Annotated in this window: 12 protein-coding genes; 5 read left to right on the top strand and 7 right to left on the bottom strand. The window is 72.4% G+C overall.

Going from position 1 to position 15025, the window contains the following annotated elements; all coding sequences use genetic code 11:
• Positions 1-117 precede the first annotated feature (117 nt).
• Positions 118-927: a beta/gamma crystallin-related protein gene (locus P1K89_RS05205; protein WP_284615306.1), complete on the top strand. Its 810-nt coding sequence runs from the start codon at positions 118-120 to the stop codon at positions 925-927.
• Between the two features lie 190 nt (positions 928-1117).
• Positions 1118-1405: a DUF1488 family protein gene (locus tag P1K89_RS05200; RefSeq protein ID WP_284615305.1), complete on the top strand. Its 288-nt coding sequence runs from the start codon at positions 1118-1120 to the stop codon at positions 1403-1405.
• Here P1K89_RS05200 and P1K89_RS05195 read toward each other — a convergent pair.
• The 5 genes from P1K89_RS05195 to P1K89_RS05175 all read right to left on the bottom strand — a co-directional run bounded on the left by P1K89_RS05195 (position 1386) and on the right by P1K89_RS05175 (position 7311).
• Entirely contained in the window at positions 1386-1832 is a 447-nt protein-coding gene (locus tag P1K89_RS05195) for a (2Fe-2S)-binding protein (RefSeq protein WP_284615304.1), read from the bottom strand. The two genes, P1K89_RS05200 and P1K89_RS05195, sit on opposite strands and share 20 nt — an antisense overlap.
• A 21-nt stretch (positions 1833-1853) precedes the next feature.
• Positions 1854-4130, bottom strand: coding sequence for a xanthine dehydrogenase family protein molybdopterin-binding subunit (locus P1K89_RS05190; protein ID WP_284615303.1), 2277 nt, complete (start codon positions 4128-4130; stop codon positions 1854-1856).
• A complete protein-coding gene (locus P1K89_RS05185; protein ID WP_284615302.1) occupies positions 4127-4594 on the bottom strand; it encodes a MerR family transcriptional regulator in 468 nt (155 codons plus the stop codon). Before P1K89_RS05185 ends, P1K89_RS05190 begins: the two co-directional genes overlap by 4 nt.
• An 84-nt stretch (positions 4595-4678) precedes the next feature.
• Positions 4679-5827 (bottom strand): NAD(P)/FAD-dependent oxidoreductase, encoded by a 1149-nt coding sequence (locus P1K89_RS05180; protein WP_284615301.1) that lies wholly within the window; start codon positions 5825-5827, stop codon positions 4679-4681.
• Entirely contained in the window at positions 5824-7311 is a 1488-nt protein-coding gene (locus P1K89_RS05175) for an amidase (protein WP_284615300.1), read from the bottom strand. The genes P1K89_RS05180 and P1K89_RS05175 overlap by 4 nt, the downstream gene beginning before the upstream one ends.
• Before the next feature lie 92 nt (positions 7312-7403).
• Here P1K89_RS05175 and P1K89_RS05170 point away from each other — a divergent pair, with 92 nt between their 5' ends.
• The gene (locus tag P1K89_RS05170) at positions 7404-7748 is read left to right on the top strand and encodes an H-NS histone family protein (RefSeq protein ID WP_284615299.1); all 345 of its coding nucleotides are present in this window, start codon (positions 7404-7406) and stop codon (positions 7746-7748) included.
• 6 nt (positions 7749-7754) lie between these two features.
• Here P1K89_RS05170 and P1K89_RS05165 read toward each other — a convergent pair whose 3' ends face one another.
• A complete protein-coding gene (locus P1K89_RS05165; RefSeq protein ID WP_284615298.1) occupies positions 7755-8258 on the bottom strand; it encodes a retropepsin-like aspartic protease family protein in 504 nt (167 codons plus the stop codon).
• Positions 8259-8340: 82 nt separating this feature from the next.
• On the opposite strand from P1K89_RS05165, the gene P1K89_RS05160 reads away from it, so the two are divergent.
• Entirely contained in the window at positions 8341-9201 is an 861-nt protein-coding gene (locus P1K89_RS05160; protein WP_284615297.1) for an aldo/keto reductase, read from the top strand.
• Positions 9202-9265: 64 nt separating this feature from the next.
• Complete coding sequence (locus P1K89_RS05155; protein ID WP_284615296.1) at positions 9266-10081, top strand: arylamine N-acetyltransferase family protein; 816 nt, start codon at positions 9266-9268, stop codon at positions 10079-10081.
• A gap of 41 nt (positions 10082-10122) precedes the next feature.
• Here the strand turns inward: P1K89_RS05155 and P1K89_RS05150 are convergent, their stop codons facing one another.
• Positions 10123-14940, bottom strand: a complete 4818-nt coding sequence (locus P1K89_RS05150) for an NAD-glutamate dehydrogenase (protein WP_284615295.1) — start codon at positions 14938-14940, stop codon at positions 10123-10125.
• Positions 14941-15025: the final 85 nt, after the last annotated feature.

Below are 15025 nucleotides of genomic sequence, written 5' to 3'. Positions count from 1 at the left end.
GGCTCGCGCCGACCTCCGATGGCCGCGCCCGGCCGGGCTTTCCAGACTCGGACAGTCCCACGAACACCGCGGTTGCCGATCGGCTTCGGTGCACTTCACAGCCCACCGGAGAACACCATGAAGGTCCGCTCGACAATCGTCCTGGCGCTGGTCGCCCTGACGGCCACCGCGCAGGTCGCGGCGCAGGTCACGTTCTATGAGAGCGAGGGCTACGAAGGCCGCTCGTTCACCACGCAGGAGCAGGTGCGCAACTTCGAGCGCCGCTTCAACGACCGCGCGTCCTCGGCGGTGGTCACCAGCAACCGCTGGGAGGTCTGCGAGGACGCCGACTTCGGCGGCCGCTGCGTGGTGCTGCGCCGGGGCAACTACCCGTCGCTGGCCGCGATGGGGCTGGACGACCGCATCTCCTCGGTGCGCGCGGTGCGCATGCAGCAGCGCGTCGACGACGAGCGCTACGCGCCCTCGCCGCGCATCGATCGCGACTTCCGCCGGCGCGGCGGCGAACGGCTGTACCAGGCCGACGTGATCTCGGTGCGCGCGGTGATGGGCCCGCCGGAGACCCGCTGCTGGGCCGAACGCGAACAGCTGCCCGAGCAAAGCCGCAGCAACGTGCCGGCGGCGATCGCCGGCGCGGTGATCGGCGGCATCCTCGGCCACCAGGTCGGCGGCGGCAGCGGCAAGCAGATCGCCACGGTCGGCGGCGCCGTCGCCGGCGGTGCGATCGGAGCCCGCGTCGGCCGCGACGACAACGGCCGGCCCGGCTCGTTCCGCGACTTCCAGCGCTGCGACGACGCGGCGGTCAGCCAGCAGCCCGACCACTGGGAGGTGACCTACCGCTTCCGGGGCCAGGAGCACCGCGTGCAGATGACCGCCCCGCCGCAGGGGTCGACCGTCACCGTCAACCGGGACGGCGAGCCGCGGGCCTGAGCGCCGCGCAGCGGCGGTCTGCGCCGGGGGGAGGGTGGCGAAGGCAGGCATTGGGGGAGCGGGGCGCAGCAGGGGTGGATGATCCCGCCTTGTCCTCCAGTACCGCCGACTTGTCCGTGCGCGAGCGCACGGACGCCGCCGGGCCTGCCGGTCACCATCGAACCTCCACCAGAACGACTCGAGCCAGCCCATGTCCCCGGATCCCATCTACGACCAGCCCTCCGGCACGGTGCGCTTCTGGGTCGAGATCGACGGCGTGGCGATCGGCGCCAGCATCGGCAGGCAGACGCTGCACTACCGCTACCGGCCGACCCACAGCGACGACGATCCGATTGCGACCTACACGGCCCATGCCGCCGAGATCGAGGCCGCGGTGCGGCGCCGCGTGGCCAACGGTGCGCGCCACCCGGTGATGCTGCGCGACCACGACATGCAGCCGCCCGAGCCGCCCCAGCCGATCAGCCCGCCGCCTGCTTGATGGCCGCTCTGATCCGGGGATAGGTGCCGCAGCGGCACAGGTTGCCGCTCATCGCCTGCGCGATCTGCGCGTCGTCGGGCTTCGGCGTCGACTTCAGCAGCGCACACGCGCTCATCAGCTGGCCGCTCTGGCAGTAGCCGCACTGCACGACGTCGAGCTCGGTCCAGGCGCGGCGCAGCGCGGCGATCTCCGGGCCCTGCACGCCCTCGATCGTGGTCACCGCCTTGCCGGCGCAGGCCGCCAGCGGCGTCGAGCAGCTGCGGATCGGCACCCCGTCGAGGTGCACGGTGCAGGCGCCGCACAGCGCCATGCCGCAGCCGAACTTGGTGCCGGTGAGCTGCAGCTCGCCGCGCAGCACCCACAGCAGCGGAGTGTCGCCTTCCGCCTTCGCGGTGACGGGTTGGCCGTTGATGGTCAGCGATGTCATGTCTTTAAGCCGTTAGGGTGTTCAGGCGAGCTTCAGCGGCAGGCTGCGCAGCCGCTGCCCGGTCAGCGCGAACAGCGCGTTGGCCACCGCCGGCGCCACCGGCGGCGTGCCGGGCTCGCCAACGCCTTCGGGGTGCGCGGTGCTGGCGATGATGTCGGTCTCGATCACCGGGCATTCGTCGTAGCGCAGCATCGGCTGCTGGTGGAAGTTGGTCTGCTGCACCTGGCCCTTGTCGAGCGTGATCTCGCCGTGCAGCGCGGCCGACAGGCCGAAGACGATCGCGCTCTCCAGCTGCTGACGGATGCCGTTCGGGTTGACCGGGAAGCCGCAGTCGATCACCGCGACGATGCGGTGCACGCGGATCGCCTTGTCGGTGCCGACGGATACCTCGGCCACCTGCGCCACCACCGAGCCGAAGGATTCGTGCAGCGCCAGGCCGCGCGCGCGCCTCGTGCCGTCCGGCAAGGCCTCGAGCGGCGTGCCCCAGCCCGCCAAGGTCGCGGCGCGTTCGAGCACCGCGCGGTGCCGCGGGTGCCGCTGCAGCAGCGCGACGCGGAAGGCCAGCGGGTCCTGCTTGGCGGCCGCGGCCATCTCGTCGACGAAGCTCTCCTTGAAGAATGCGTTGTGCGAATGGCCCACCGAACGCCACATGCCCACCGGCATCGGCAGCTCGACGATGGCGTGCGCGATTCGCGCGGCCGGCCATTCGTAGGGCTGGTCGAAGGCGCCCTCGGCGGTGGTCTTGTCCGGCCCCGCGCCGGGCAGGCCGAACTGACGCTCGACCACCTGGTGCACGATCGACGGCGCGGCCGATCGTGCACTGAGGCCGACGAGGCGGCCCTGCGCATCGAAGCCGGCGCGGTAGCGCGCGACCGCCGGCGGCCGGTAGAAGTCGTGCGTCATGTCCTCTTCGCGCGACCAGAATGTCTGCACCGGCTGGTCGGGCAAGGCGCGCGCGATCGCCGCTGCCTGGGCGATGAAGTCGACCTCCAGCCGGCGGCCGAAGCCGCCGCCGAGCAGCGGGATCTCGAGCCGGATGCGCTCGGCCGGGATCTGCAACGCCTCGGCCGCCGCGGCGAGCGCGAAGTCCGGCACCTGCGTCGGCGCCCACACCGTCGCGCTGCCGTCGTTGCGCAGCAGCACGGTGCAGTTCTGCGGTTCCATCGTCGAGTGCGCGAGCGGTGGTGCGCGGTATTCGGCCTCGATGGTCCTGGCGGCCGACTGCAGCGCGGCAGCGGCGTCACCCTGGCTGAAGTACACGCTGCCGCTCGCTTCGGACGTCAGCGCGTCGGCCAGCTGCTGCATCATCGCCGCGCTCGACAGCGACGCCGCGGGGCCCGCGTCCCATTGCACGTCGAGCGCCTTCACGGCCTGCATCGCATGCCAGGGCGAATCGGCGATCACCGCGACACCGCCGGTGCCGCCGCGTTGGCCCGGCACGCGCAGCGCGTGTTTGAAGCCGGGCAGCTGGCGCGCCGCGTCGTCCTTGAAGCCGATGGCGCTGCCGCCGAGCGTCGGGCACATGCGCACGCTGGCGTACAGCAGGCCCGGCGGCCGCTGGTCGATGCCGAAGCGTGCGCTGCCGTCGAGCTTGGCGGCGTTCTCCAGCCGCCGCTGCGGCCTGCCGATCAGCGTGAAGCGCGCCGGGTCCTTCAGCGCCGGCGCGCCCGGCAGCGGCTGCTGCGCCGCCCGCTCGGCAAAGGCGCCGAAGCGCGACGAGCGGCCGCTGCCGCCATGGCGGAGGACGCCGGCGCGCACGTCGATCTCGGCCGCGGGCACGCCCCAGGCCGCCGCGGCGGCGCCCACCAGCATCCCGCGGGCCGACGCACCGGCCTCGCGCATCGGCCCCCACAGGTCCTTCACGCTCGACGAGCCGCCGGTGACCATCACGCCGATCTCGCGCATCGACTTCGCGGTCAGCCAACCGGCGAGCCGCTTGATCCGGCCCTGGTCATCGGGATGGAAGGGCAGCGCGTCGACGACGGTGGCGAGGTTGTTGTAGATCGCATCGACCGGCGCCATCTCGATGCCCACGGTGGCCCAGTCGGCGTCGAGCTCCTCGGCCACCAGCATCGCCAGCGCGGTGTGGATGCCCTGGCCCATCTCGCTCTTGGCCATCATCACCGTCACGCGGTCGTCGCGGCCGATCTTGAGCCAGCCGTTCAGGGCCGGGCGGTCGGGCGTGGTCGGCAGCGGCGTCGACGTGAGCAGCCGCTGGCGCACCGGCAGCAGCGACCAGCCGATCGCCAGCGCGCCAGCGGCGCCCAGCGTGCCCAGCAGGACGTGGCGGCGCTTCATGCGGCGGCCTGTGCCGGTGCGGTCGCCGCCGGGGCGGCGGTGCCCGCGGCGAGGAAGTCGATCAGGAAGCGGCACTCGGGATCGGTGATGCGGTCCATGCGGCCCTCGGCCGCATCGACGAGCACGGCGCGCAGCAGTTGCAGCCGCGCGAGCCGGGCATCGACCTGCGCGAGCTGCGTGCGCGCCATCGACTGCAGCGACACGGCGTCGATCGGACCCCCGTCGTGCACCGCGAGCACCAGCGCGATCTCGCGCAGCGTCAGGCCCAGGTCCTTCAGCAGCCGGATCGCCTGCAGGCGATCGACCGTGTCCGGCGGGTAGTGGCGGTAGCCGCTGTCGCTGCGCCGCGGCGGCGGCAGCAGGCCTTCTTCTTCGTACAGGCGCAGCAGGCCACGCGTCACGCCGGCGGCGGTGCACAGGCGCGCGGTGGTCAGCGCAGCGGGAACGGGCAGGGGGTCGGACATCGGCCGGCGCAGGAATTGGGAAGCTGTCCGCAGGATAAAGCCGGCACCTTGGTGCCGGGTCAAGTGCGGGTTTGCCCCGACGGCTCAGCCGAAGCGGCGCGGCGACAGGCGGTCCGGCTCGACGCGCTGCGCCTGCAGTGGCGGCGGCAGCGGCACGCCGCGCCACAGGGCCGCGGCCAGCGCGCCGGCGGCCCACGCGGTCTGGATGCCGACGCCGCCCTGGCCGGCGAGCCAGAAGAAGCCGTCGACGATGCCGTCCCAGCCGATGACCAGCTCGCCGTCCGGCGCGAAGGTGCGCAGGCCGGCCCAGCTGCGCTGCGGACGCCGGATCCGCAGCGTCGTGTCCTGCTCGATGCGGTGGATGCCGGTGGCGATGTCCAGCTCCTCGGGCTGCACGTCGTGCGGCGGCACCGGGTCGACGTTGGCCGGGCTGCCGAGCAGTCGGCCGGCATCGGGCTTGAAGTACCAGCTGTCGTCGACGCGGTCGACCGTCGGCCAGCGCCGCACGTCGAGGCCCTCTGGCGCGGCGAAGGCGAATGCGCTGCGGCGCTTGGGCTGCAGCCCGAGCGGCCGGGCGCCGGCGAGCTGCGCTACCGGGTCGGCCCAGGCGCCGGCGGCGTTCACAAGCGTGCGCGCGGTGACGTGCCTGCCATCCTGCAAAGTGAGCGTCCAATGCCCGCCGGCGCGCTCGGCCTGCACCAGCCCCGCATCGCAGCGCAGCGTCGCGCCCGGGCCGCTCGGCGGATGGCGCGCCCCGCGCAGGAAGCCCTGGTGCAGCGCGTGCACGTCGATGTCCATCGCGTCGGCTTCCCACAGACCGCCGAGCAGGCCCTCGGGCCGCAGCACCGGGCACAGCGCGAGCGCGACGGCGGCGTCGATGCGCTCGATCACGCTGCCGGTGGCGCGCAAGCCGGCCTCGACCTCGTCGAGGCGCGCTTCGTCGCCGGCCCAGCCGACGTAGAGTGCGCCGCGCGGCGCCAGCAGCGGCCCCTCGGCGAAGCCGGGCCGTGGCGCGGTGTAGAAGGCGCGGCTCGCGCGCGTCAGCGCCCGGCCCTGCGGCGGGCCGTAGCTCTCCATGAACATCGCCGCGCTGCGGCCGGTGGTGTGGTAGCCGGGCTGCGATTCCCGTTCGAGCAGCAGCACGCGGGCATGCGGCGCGAGGTGCCAGGCCAGCGACGCGCCGGCGATGCCGGCGCCGACGATGGCCACGTCGAAGGAGTCGGGAGACGTCATGTCGGCGGGTCGGTGACGATGGACTTCAGCGCCGGCTGCGGCGTGCGCAGCGCGGCGACATCGGGGCGCGGGCGCGCCAGCGTGGGGTCGTCGGCGAACAGCGCCTCCAGCGCGCGGGCGGCGGCCAGCAGCGGCGCATCGCCGTGCAGCCGGCCGATCAGCTGCAGGCCGAAGGGCAGGCCGCTTTGGTCGCGGCCGCAGGGCAGCGCGAGCGCCGGGTGCGCGGTCAAGGTGATCACATAGGTCAGCGCCAGCCAGTGGTAGTAGTTGCGCATCGGCCGGCCCTGCACTTGCTCGGCGTACCAGGTCGACCAGGGGAAGGGCGACACCGGCGTCACCGGCGCGAGGATCAGGTGGTGGCGCTGCAGCAGCGCGGCGAGCGCGCGCGCGAGCCGTGCCTGCTCGGCGCCGGCGGCGGCGCCGTCGGCCAGCGTGAACTGCGCGGCGAGCGCCATGTTGGCGCGTACATTGGGCGATAGGGTCTGCGGCCGCTCGCGCCACGCGTCGAGGTGGTTCGCCAGGTAGCTCTCGGCGCGCAGCACGTCGAAGGCGCGGTCGGCGTCGCCGTACGGGAAGTCCACCGGCTCGAGCCGGCCGACCCGGTTGGCCAGCGCATCGATGCGGTCGCGGAAGCTGCGGCGGATGTCCTCGTCCACCGCGCAGCCGCCGAAGTCCTCGGTGTAGCCGATCGACAGGCGCGACAGGTCCGGCATCGGCTGCGGCTCGAAGCGCGGCCCGTGCGACCACGGGTCGCGCGCATCGGCGCCGCTGATCGCCTGCAGCATCAGCTCGAGGTCGCCGACCGAGCGCGCCATCGGCCCGGTGATCGACAGCGGGCTGAAGGCCACCGCGCGGGTCTCGTTCGGCACCAGCCCGGGCGACGGCCGGAAGCCGACGACGCCGCACAGCGCCGCCGGGATGCGCAGCGAGCCGCCGAGGTCCGAGCCGGTGGCCAGCGGCAGGTAGTCCAGCGCCAGCGCGACCGCCGAGCCGCCGGACGAGCCGCCGGCATTGAGCCTCGGGTCGAAGGGATTGCCGGTGGCGCCCCAGACGGCGTTGCGCGTGTTCGCGCCGGCGCCGCCGTCCGGCGTATTGGTCTTCGCCAGCACGATCGCGCCGGCCGCCTTCAGGCGCTCGACGATCAGCGCGTCGGCCGCCGGCACATGGTTGCGGAACGCGATGTTGCCGTAGGTGGTGCGCAGGCCGGCGGTGTCCTCGAGGTCCTTGATGCCGACGGGCAGGCCGTGCAGCGGGCCCAGCGGCTCGTTGCGCATCAGCGCGGCCTCGGCGGCACGGGCGGCCTCGCGGGCGCGCTGGAAGTCGGTGGCGCACAGCGCGTTGACCGCCGGCTCGAAGGCCTCGATGCGCGCGATGCAGGCCTCGAGCAGCTCGACCGGCGACAGCTGCCGCGTGCCGATCAGCCGGCGCTGGGTGATGGCCGGCAGCGCTGCCGGCGACGACGAATCTTCGAACGGGGTGCCCATGGGCCGATCTTGCATCAGCGACAGGCGCCGGAATACGGGCGGCGGGCGGCTCGCTTATGCTCCCGGCCTGTCCTCACCCACCGGAGCCCCAGTTGGCATCGTCATCACTGGCTGATATCCGAAAGCGCATCGAGTCGCTGCAACGCGAAGCGGAGGCGCTGAAGGCCAGGGAGAAATCGAGCGTCGTAGAACGCATCAAGCAGGCGATCGCGCTGTACGCGATCAGTGCCGAGGAGCTCGGCTTCGGCCGCAGCCTACGCGGCAAGCCGGGCCCCCAGGCCCGGGTCGGCGCCACGGCCGCGCCGAAGAAGAAGGCCAAGGGGCGCCGCGGCTTCAGCGACGGCGCCGGCAACCATTGGTCGGGCCGCGGCCCGCGGCCCGGCTGGTTCAAGGCGGCGCTGGCGGCCGGCCGCAGCGTCGACGAGCTGCGCGCCTGACGGCGTTCAGGAGCGCGGCGCGCCCGGCGCGCCGCCCTCGATGCGCAGCACGCCGTCGCGCTGCTGCCAGCGCAACTGGCCGAGCACGTTCATGCCCAGCAGCGGCTGCATGCCGAGCCCGGGCAGCGCGGTGATGCGCAGGCGCTCGGCCAGCACGCCGCCCTGGAGCTTCACGTCGGCCCGCACTTCCTGCCCGCGCGCCGGGCCGTTGGCGGTCATCGACGTGACCTCGCGTTCCACCGGCAGCCCGAGCTCGGCGGCCAGCGCGGTCGAGATCGCCGTGCCGGTGGCGCCTGTGTCGATCAGGAAGACGACGCGCCGGCCGTTGATCTCGCCCGGCCAGTGGTAGTGGCCGTCGTCGGCGCGGCGGATCTCGATCACGCCGTCGTTGGCGGTGAAGCGGCTGGCGCGCGCCTCGCGCTGCCAGGCCTGCACGCCGAGGAAGACGGCCAGGCCGACCAGCATCCAGATGGTCGCGACCTTCAGCGTCGAGGGGAGTTCGTGCTGCATCGGCCGACAGTGTCGCCCAGGCCGGCGCGCGCTGCCGTCCGCATGCCAAACTGCCCTGTCAGCAGCTGCAGCGGAGGCCGCGATGAAGACCCTCGAACTGCCCGGTGGTGCCCGGATGCCCGCCTTCGGGCTCGGCACCTGGCGCTACGGGGAATCGGCGGGCCGCCGGCGCGCCGAGATCGCCGCGATCCGCGACGCGATCGCGCTCGGCTACCGGCTCTTCGACACCGCCGAGATGTACGGCGAAGGCGGTGCCGAGACGGTGCTCGGGCAGGCCATCGCCGATGCGCTGCGCGCGGGCGACGTCAGCCGCGACCAGCTCTTCGTCGTCAGCAAGGTCTATCCGCACAACGCCAGCCGTCGCGGCGTGCCGGCGGCCTGCGCGCGCAGCCTGCAGCGGCTGCAGCTCGAGCGCATCGACCTGTACCTGCTGCACTGGCGCGGGTCGCATCCGCTGGCCGAGACCGCCGAGGCGATGCAGGCGCTGGTGGCCGAGGGACACCTGCTGCACTGGGGCGTCAGCAACCTCGACGTCGACGACCTCGAGGAGCTGGCCGCCGTGACCGGGCCGTCCGGCGCGCCGTGCGCGGTCAACCAGGTCTACTACTCGCTGAGCGAACGCGGCCCCGAGGCGGCGCTGCTGCCGTGGCAGCGCGCGCGGGGCCTGCCGCTGATGGCCTACAGCCCGATCGACGAAGGCGCGCTCGCGCGCGCCGATGCGCTGGCCGCGCTCGGCGCGCCGCTCGGGCTGTCGGCCGCGCAGCTGGCCCTGGCCTGGGTGCAGGCGCAGCCGGGCGTCGTCGGCATCCCGAAGGCGGTGAACCGCCAGCACCTGCAGGACAACCTCGCCGCCGCCGGCACGACGCTGCCGGCCGACGTGCTGGCGGCGCTCGACCGCCACTTTCCGCCGCCGAAACAGAAACGCCCGCTCGCGATGCGCTGAACCGGCCCCCTCCATCCCCACTTCGTGGGGGGACGGCGCCGGTCGCGATGCGATGATGGTGGCCATGTCCGACTTGTCCCTCGACCACTACCTGCACCGCATCGGCTACGCCGGCGAACGCAGCAACACCCTGGCCGTGCTCGCCGCCGTGCAACGCGCGCACGCCCAGGCCATTCCCTTCGAGAACCTCGATCCCTGGCTCGGCCGGCCGCTGGCGCTCGACGTGCCGTCGCTCGAACGCAAGCTGGTGCACCAGCGCCGCGGCGGCTTCTGCTTCGAGCACAACCTGCTGCTTGCCGCCGCGCTGCGCGCGTTGGGCTTCACCGTGCTGGAGCTCGCCGCACGGGTGCGCTGGAACGCGCCCGACGACACGCCGCGGCCGCGCACCCACATGCTGCTGCTGGTGACCATCGGCGTCACCCGCTACCTGGCCGATGTCGGCTTCGGCGGCCACACGCTGACCGCGCCGCTGCGGCTCGACCGCCGCTCGCCGCAGACCACGCCGCACGGCCCGGCGCGCCTGAACCACGCCGATGGCCTGTACACGGCCCAGGTCGAAGTGCATGGCGAATGGCGCGACCTCTACCGCTTCGACCAGCAGCCGCAGCTGCGCGTCGACTACGAGATGGCCTGCTTCTACCTGTGCCAGCACCCGCAGTCGATGTTTCGCAGCACGCTGGTCGCCGCCCGCGCGCTGCCCGACGGGCGGCTGGCGCTGCGCGACCGGCAACTCACCTTCTACGGGCTCGACGGCCGCGTCGAGTCGCAGGAACTGGACAGCGCCGACGCGCTGCGCGAGGTGCTCGCGAAGCGCTTCGGCGTGCAGCTCGAGGGCGTGGAGGGCCTGGACGAGGCGCTCGCGCAGCGCCTCTTCGCGTGACGCGGGTCCTGGCCCGGCGCCCCGTCCGCCGGGCCGCCTGATCAGCCCAGCGCCCGCAGCTCCCGCAGCGCCACCGACAGCATGGCCGCATCCGGCGCCGGGGCGGCGCGCAGCTCGGTCATCAGCTGCGAGGCGCGTTCCAGCGCACGCTGGTTGTCGGCGACCCAGTGGCCGACCAATGCCGCGGGCTCCGCATCACCCGCTCCGCCGCCAAGCACCGCGCCGGTGATGCCGCGCTGCAGGCTCTGCAGGTCGTCGAGCATCGCGCCCTTGGCCAGCATCTGCCAGTGCTGGTCGCCGGGCAGCGCGGCGATGCGGTCGCGCAGCCACGAGATGCCCAGCCGCGCGGTGATGTCGAAGTAGACCGCGGCCACCGGCTCCACCGGCCGCTTGGCGTTGCCGGCGACTTCGGCGATGTCCAAGGTCGAGAACAGCGCCGCGAAGTTGACGACGCGCTCGGCCAGCTCGCGCGGCACGCCCTGGTCGACGTAGTTCGCGATCGCCTTGTCGACGCGCGCGCGCTCGTCGGCCTCCAGCAGCTGCGGCAGCCGCGCGCGGATGCCTTCGACGCCGGGCGTGAAGTGGCCGATCGTCGCCGCCATGTCCTCGCCAAGCCGCTTCGAGCGCAGGAACCACTTGGTGCCGCGCTCGAGCTGGCGCGACAGGTCGATCAGCATGTGCGACTGCACCGCGTCGGCCACCTTGTTGTCCAGCGCCTCGATCGCCACCCACAGGCCGACGATGCCGAAGATCTCGCGGCTGATCAGGTAGGCACGCACGATCTCGAAGGGCCGCGCGCCGGTGGTTTCGCCGAGCCGGTGCACGAAGGTGCTGCCGACGCGGTTGAGCATGCTGTTGATGACGTGCGTGGCGATGATCTCGCGCTTGAGCGGATGGCGCGGCATCCAGTGCGCGAAGCCGTTCTTCAGCCGCTGCGGGAAATAGCGCTCGAGGGCCGTGGCCACCCACGGATCGTCGGGCAGCGGCGAGGCCACCAGCTCGTCGTACAGCCACATCTTGCTGTAGGCCAGCAGCACCGCGCGCTCGGGCGAGGTCAGCCCCAGTCCCGCGGCGCGGCGCTCGGCGATCGCGTCGTCGTCGGGCAGGTACTCGATCGCGCGGTTCAGCCGGCCGGCCTTCTCGAGGAACTGCATGAAGCGCGCCTGCGCGTCGAGCAGCTGCGGCGCGATGTGGCCGGTGACCGACAGCACCTGCGTCTGGAAGACGTTGTCGCGCAGCACCAGCGCAGCGACCTCGTCGGTCATCTCCGGCAGCAGCGCATTGCGCTGCTTCTCGGTGAGCTCGCCGTCGGCGACCGGCAGCCCGAGCAGGATCTTGATGTTGACCTCGTGGTCCGAGGTGTCGACGCCGGCGGAGTTGTCGATCGCGTCGGTGTTGATGCGCACGCCGGCCATCGCGGCCTCGATGCGGCCGAGCTGCGTGCAGCCGAGGTTGCCGCCTTCGGCGACCACCTTGCAGCGCAGCTCGTGGCCGTTGACGCGCAGCGCGTCGTTGGCGCGGTCGCCGACCTGCGCATGCGTCTCGCTCTCGGCCTTCACGTAGGTGCCGATGCCGCCGTTGTAGAGCAGGTCGACCGGCGCCTTCAGGATCGCGTTGACCAGCTCGGTCGGCGTCATCGATTCGGTGTCCGCAGCGAGGCCGAGCACGGCACGTACTTCGGGCGTTATCGCGATCGACTTCGCGCTGCGCGCGAACACGCCGCCGCCGGGCGAGATCAGCTTGGCGTCGTAGTCGGCCCACGACGAGCGCGGCAAGGTGAACAGGCGCTGGCGCTCGGCGAAGCCGATCGCGGCGTTCGGGTTCGGGTCGAGGAACACATGGCGGTGGTCGAAGGCGGCGACCAGCCGGATGTGCGGCGACAGCAGCATGCCGTTGCCGAACACGTCGCCCGACATGTCGCCGATGCCGACGACGGTGAAGTCCTGCGACTGCGTGTCCACGCCCATCTCGCGGAAGTGGCGCTTGACCGATTCCCACGCGCCGCGCGCGGTGATGCCCATCGCCTTGTGGTCGTAGCCGATCGAGCCGCCGGAGGCGAAGGCATCGCCGAGCCAGTGGCCGTACTCCTTGCTGATCGCGTTGGCGTAGTCGCTGAAGGTGGCGGTGCCCTTGTCGGCGGCGACGACGAGGTAGGGGTCGTCCGGATCGTGGCGGCGCACGTCGGGCGGCGGCACGATCTTGCCGCCGACGAGGTTGTCGGTGACGTCGAGCAGGCCGCGCAGGTAGTCCTGGTAGCAGGCGATGCCTTCCTTCATGTACGCGTCGCGGTCGCTCGGCGGCGGCGCCTTCTTCAGCACGAAGCCGCCCTTGGAGCCCACCGGCACGATGACGGTGTTCTTGACCATCTGCGCCTTCACCAGGCCCAGCACCTCGGTGCGGAAGTCTTCCGGCCTATCCGACCAGCGCAGCCCGCCGCGCGCGACCTTGCCGCCGCGCAGGTGCACGCCCTCGAAGCGCGTCGAGTAGACGAAGATCTCGAACATCGGCTTGGGCGCCGGCAGCCCGGGCACCTTCGACGAATCGAACTTGAAGGACAGGAAGCCGCGGCGCTGGCCGGCGCTGTTGCGGCGCCAGCAGTTGGTGCGGGTGGTCGCGAGCATCAGCCCGAGCAGCTGGCGCAGCACGCGGTCTTCGGACAGGTTCGCCACCTGCTCGAGCGCCTTCTCGATCGCCTGCTGGTGGGCCTTCGCGCGGGCGTCGTTCTCGGCGCCGCCGGCCGGATCGAAGCGCGCCTTGAACAGCGCCAGCAGCTCGCGCGCGATGCCGGCATGGGCGACCAGCGTCTGCTCGACGAAGGCCTGCGACAGCGCGAAGCCGATCTGCCGCATGTAGCGCGCATACGCGCGCAGCACGACGATCTCGTAGGCCGGCAGCTGCGCGGCGACGACGAGGCGGTTGAAGTCGTCGTTCTCGACCTCGCCGCGCAGCACCGCGGCGAAGGCCTCCTCGAAGACGGCATGCAGATCGTCGACCTCGACCTCGCCGCCGGCTTCGGCGCGCAGCCCGAAGTCGTGGATCCACACCGGCGCGGCATCCTTGGGCGCGACGTGGTACGGGTGCTCGTCGAGCACCTTCATGCCCATGTGCTCGAGCATCGGCAGGCTGGCCGACAGGGTCAGCGGCTCGCCGAGGCGCAAGAGCTTGAAGCGCAGCGTGCCCGGTGCGGCCTCGAGCGGGCGGTACAGGCTCATCGCCACCGGCTCGGCATCGGTCAGGCGGGCCATCATCTCGATGTCCGGCACGGCGGCGCGGGCGCTGAAATCCTCGCGGTAGCCCGCCGGGAAGGCGGCGCCGTACTGGCGCAGCAGCGCGACGCCGCGCGCTTCGCCCGCCGATTCGAGCAGCGCGGTCTTCAGGTCGTCTTCCCAGCGCCGGGCGGCGGCGACGAGGCGCTGCTCGATCTCGCGCACGTCGAAGGCCGGGATGTGCCCGGGCTGTGTGCGCACCGTGATGTGGATGCGCCCGAGCACCGATTCGCTGAGCGCGACGTTGAACTCCGAGCCCAGGCCGTTGAAGGCCTGCACCAGGATCGATTGCCACTTCTGGCGCAGCTCGGTGGTGTAGTTCTCGCGCGGCGCGTAGATCATGCAGGACAGGAAGCGCTCGAACGGATCGCGGCGAACGAAGACGCGGAAGCGCTGCCGGTCGCCGAGGTGCAGGATGCCCATCGCGATGTGCAGCAGCTCGTCGGTCGGCGTCTGGAACAGCTCGTCGCGCGGGTAGGTGTTGAGGATGTTCAGCAGCGCCTTGCCGGCGTGGCTGCCCGCGGTCAGGCCCGCCCGCTCGACGATCTCGCCGACCTTGCGGCGCAGCAGCGGGATGTCCACCGGGCTCGCGCTGTAGGCCGTCGAGGTGAAGACGCCGAGGAAGCGGTCCTCGCCGACCACCTCGCCGTCGGCACCGAAGCGCTTGACGGCGATGTAGTCGAGGTAGCCCGGCCGGTGCACGGTGGAGCGCGCGGTCGACTTGGTGACCACCAGCAGCTCGGGCCGGCGCGCGAAGGCGCGCACCTCGGGCGGCAGCGCGGTGTAGGTGGGCACGACGTCCAGCGCCGCCTCGTCGCGCAGGATGCCGAGGCCCGAGCCGGCGACGACGCCGACGACGTCCTGGCCGTCGTGCAGTCCCAGCGTGTGGCTGCGGCAGCCGAGGAAGGTGAAGTGGTTGTCGGCCAGCCAGCGCAGGAAGGCCTGGCCCTCGCTGACCTCGTCGCGCGGCAGCGGTGGCGGGCTGACGTCGATCTGCTGCACCAGCGCCGTCACGCGGTCGCGCATCGCCTGCCAGTCGGTGACGGCGGCGCGGACGTCGCCCAGCACGCGCTCGATGTCGGCCACCAGCGTCTCCAGCCGCTGCGGCTCGGGCACGCGGTCGACCTCGACATGCATGAAGGATTCGCGCGTGCCGCCACCCAGGCCCTGCAGCACGCCGTTGGCGTCGCGCTGCACGTCGAGGATCGGGTGCACGATCAGGTGCAGGGTCAGCCCGTCGCGATTGACCTCCATCGTCACCGAATCGACGAGGAAGGGCATGTCGTCGTTGACGATCTCGATGATCGTGTGCGTCGACTGCCAGCCGTGCTCGGAGATCGTCGGGTTGAAGGCGCGCACCTTCGCGCGGCCGGGCTCGCGCTTGCGCGCGAAATGCCAGTGCGACAGCGCCGCGCCGTACAGGTCGCCGGTGTCGCGCTCGGCGAGGTCCTCGGGGTCGACCTGGCCGAAGTACTGGTCGACGAAGGCGGCGAGCGTCTCGCGCTGCTCGGCCGGCAGCTTGGCCTGCACCAGCGTCTTGACCGGGGCCAGGAGATCGTCCTTGCGGGCGGCGCTGGTGCTTGTGATCGCCATGAAAGTCTCCTCGGTAACCGTTTTCGCCGACTCTAGCGCGCGCCGTGTCGGGCGGCTATGCTGGGTTCGCCGCTTCCGGTTCGCC

Source organism: Aquabacterium humicola (assembly GCF_030167915.1).
Lineage (GTDB): Bacteria > Pseudomonadota > Gammaproteobacteria > Burkholderiales > Burkholderiaceae_C > Pseudaquabacterium > Pseudaquabacterium humicola.
Note: the sequence above shows the minus strand (reverse complement) of the source record. Positions and strands in the feature narration are given on the sequence as shown.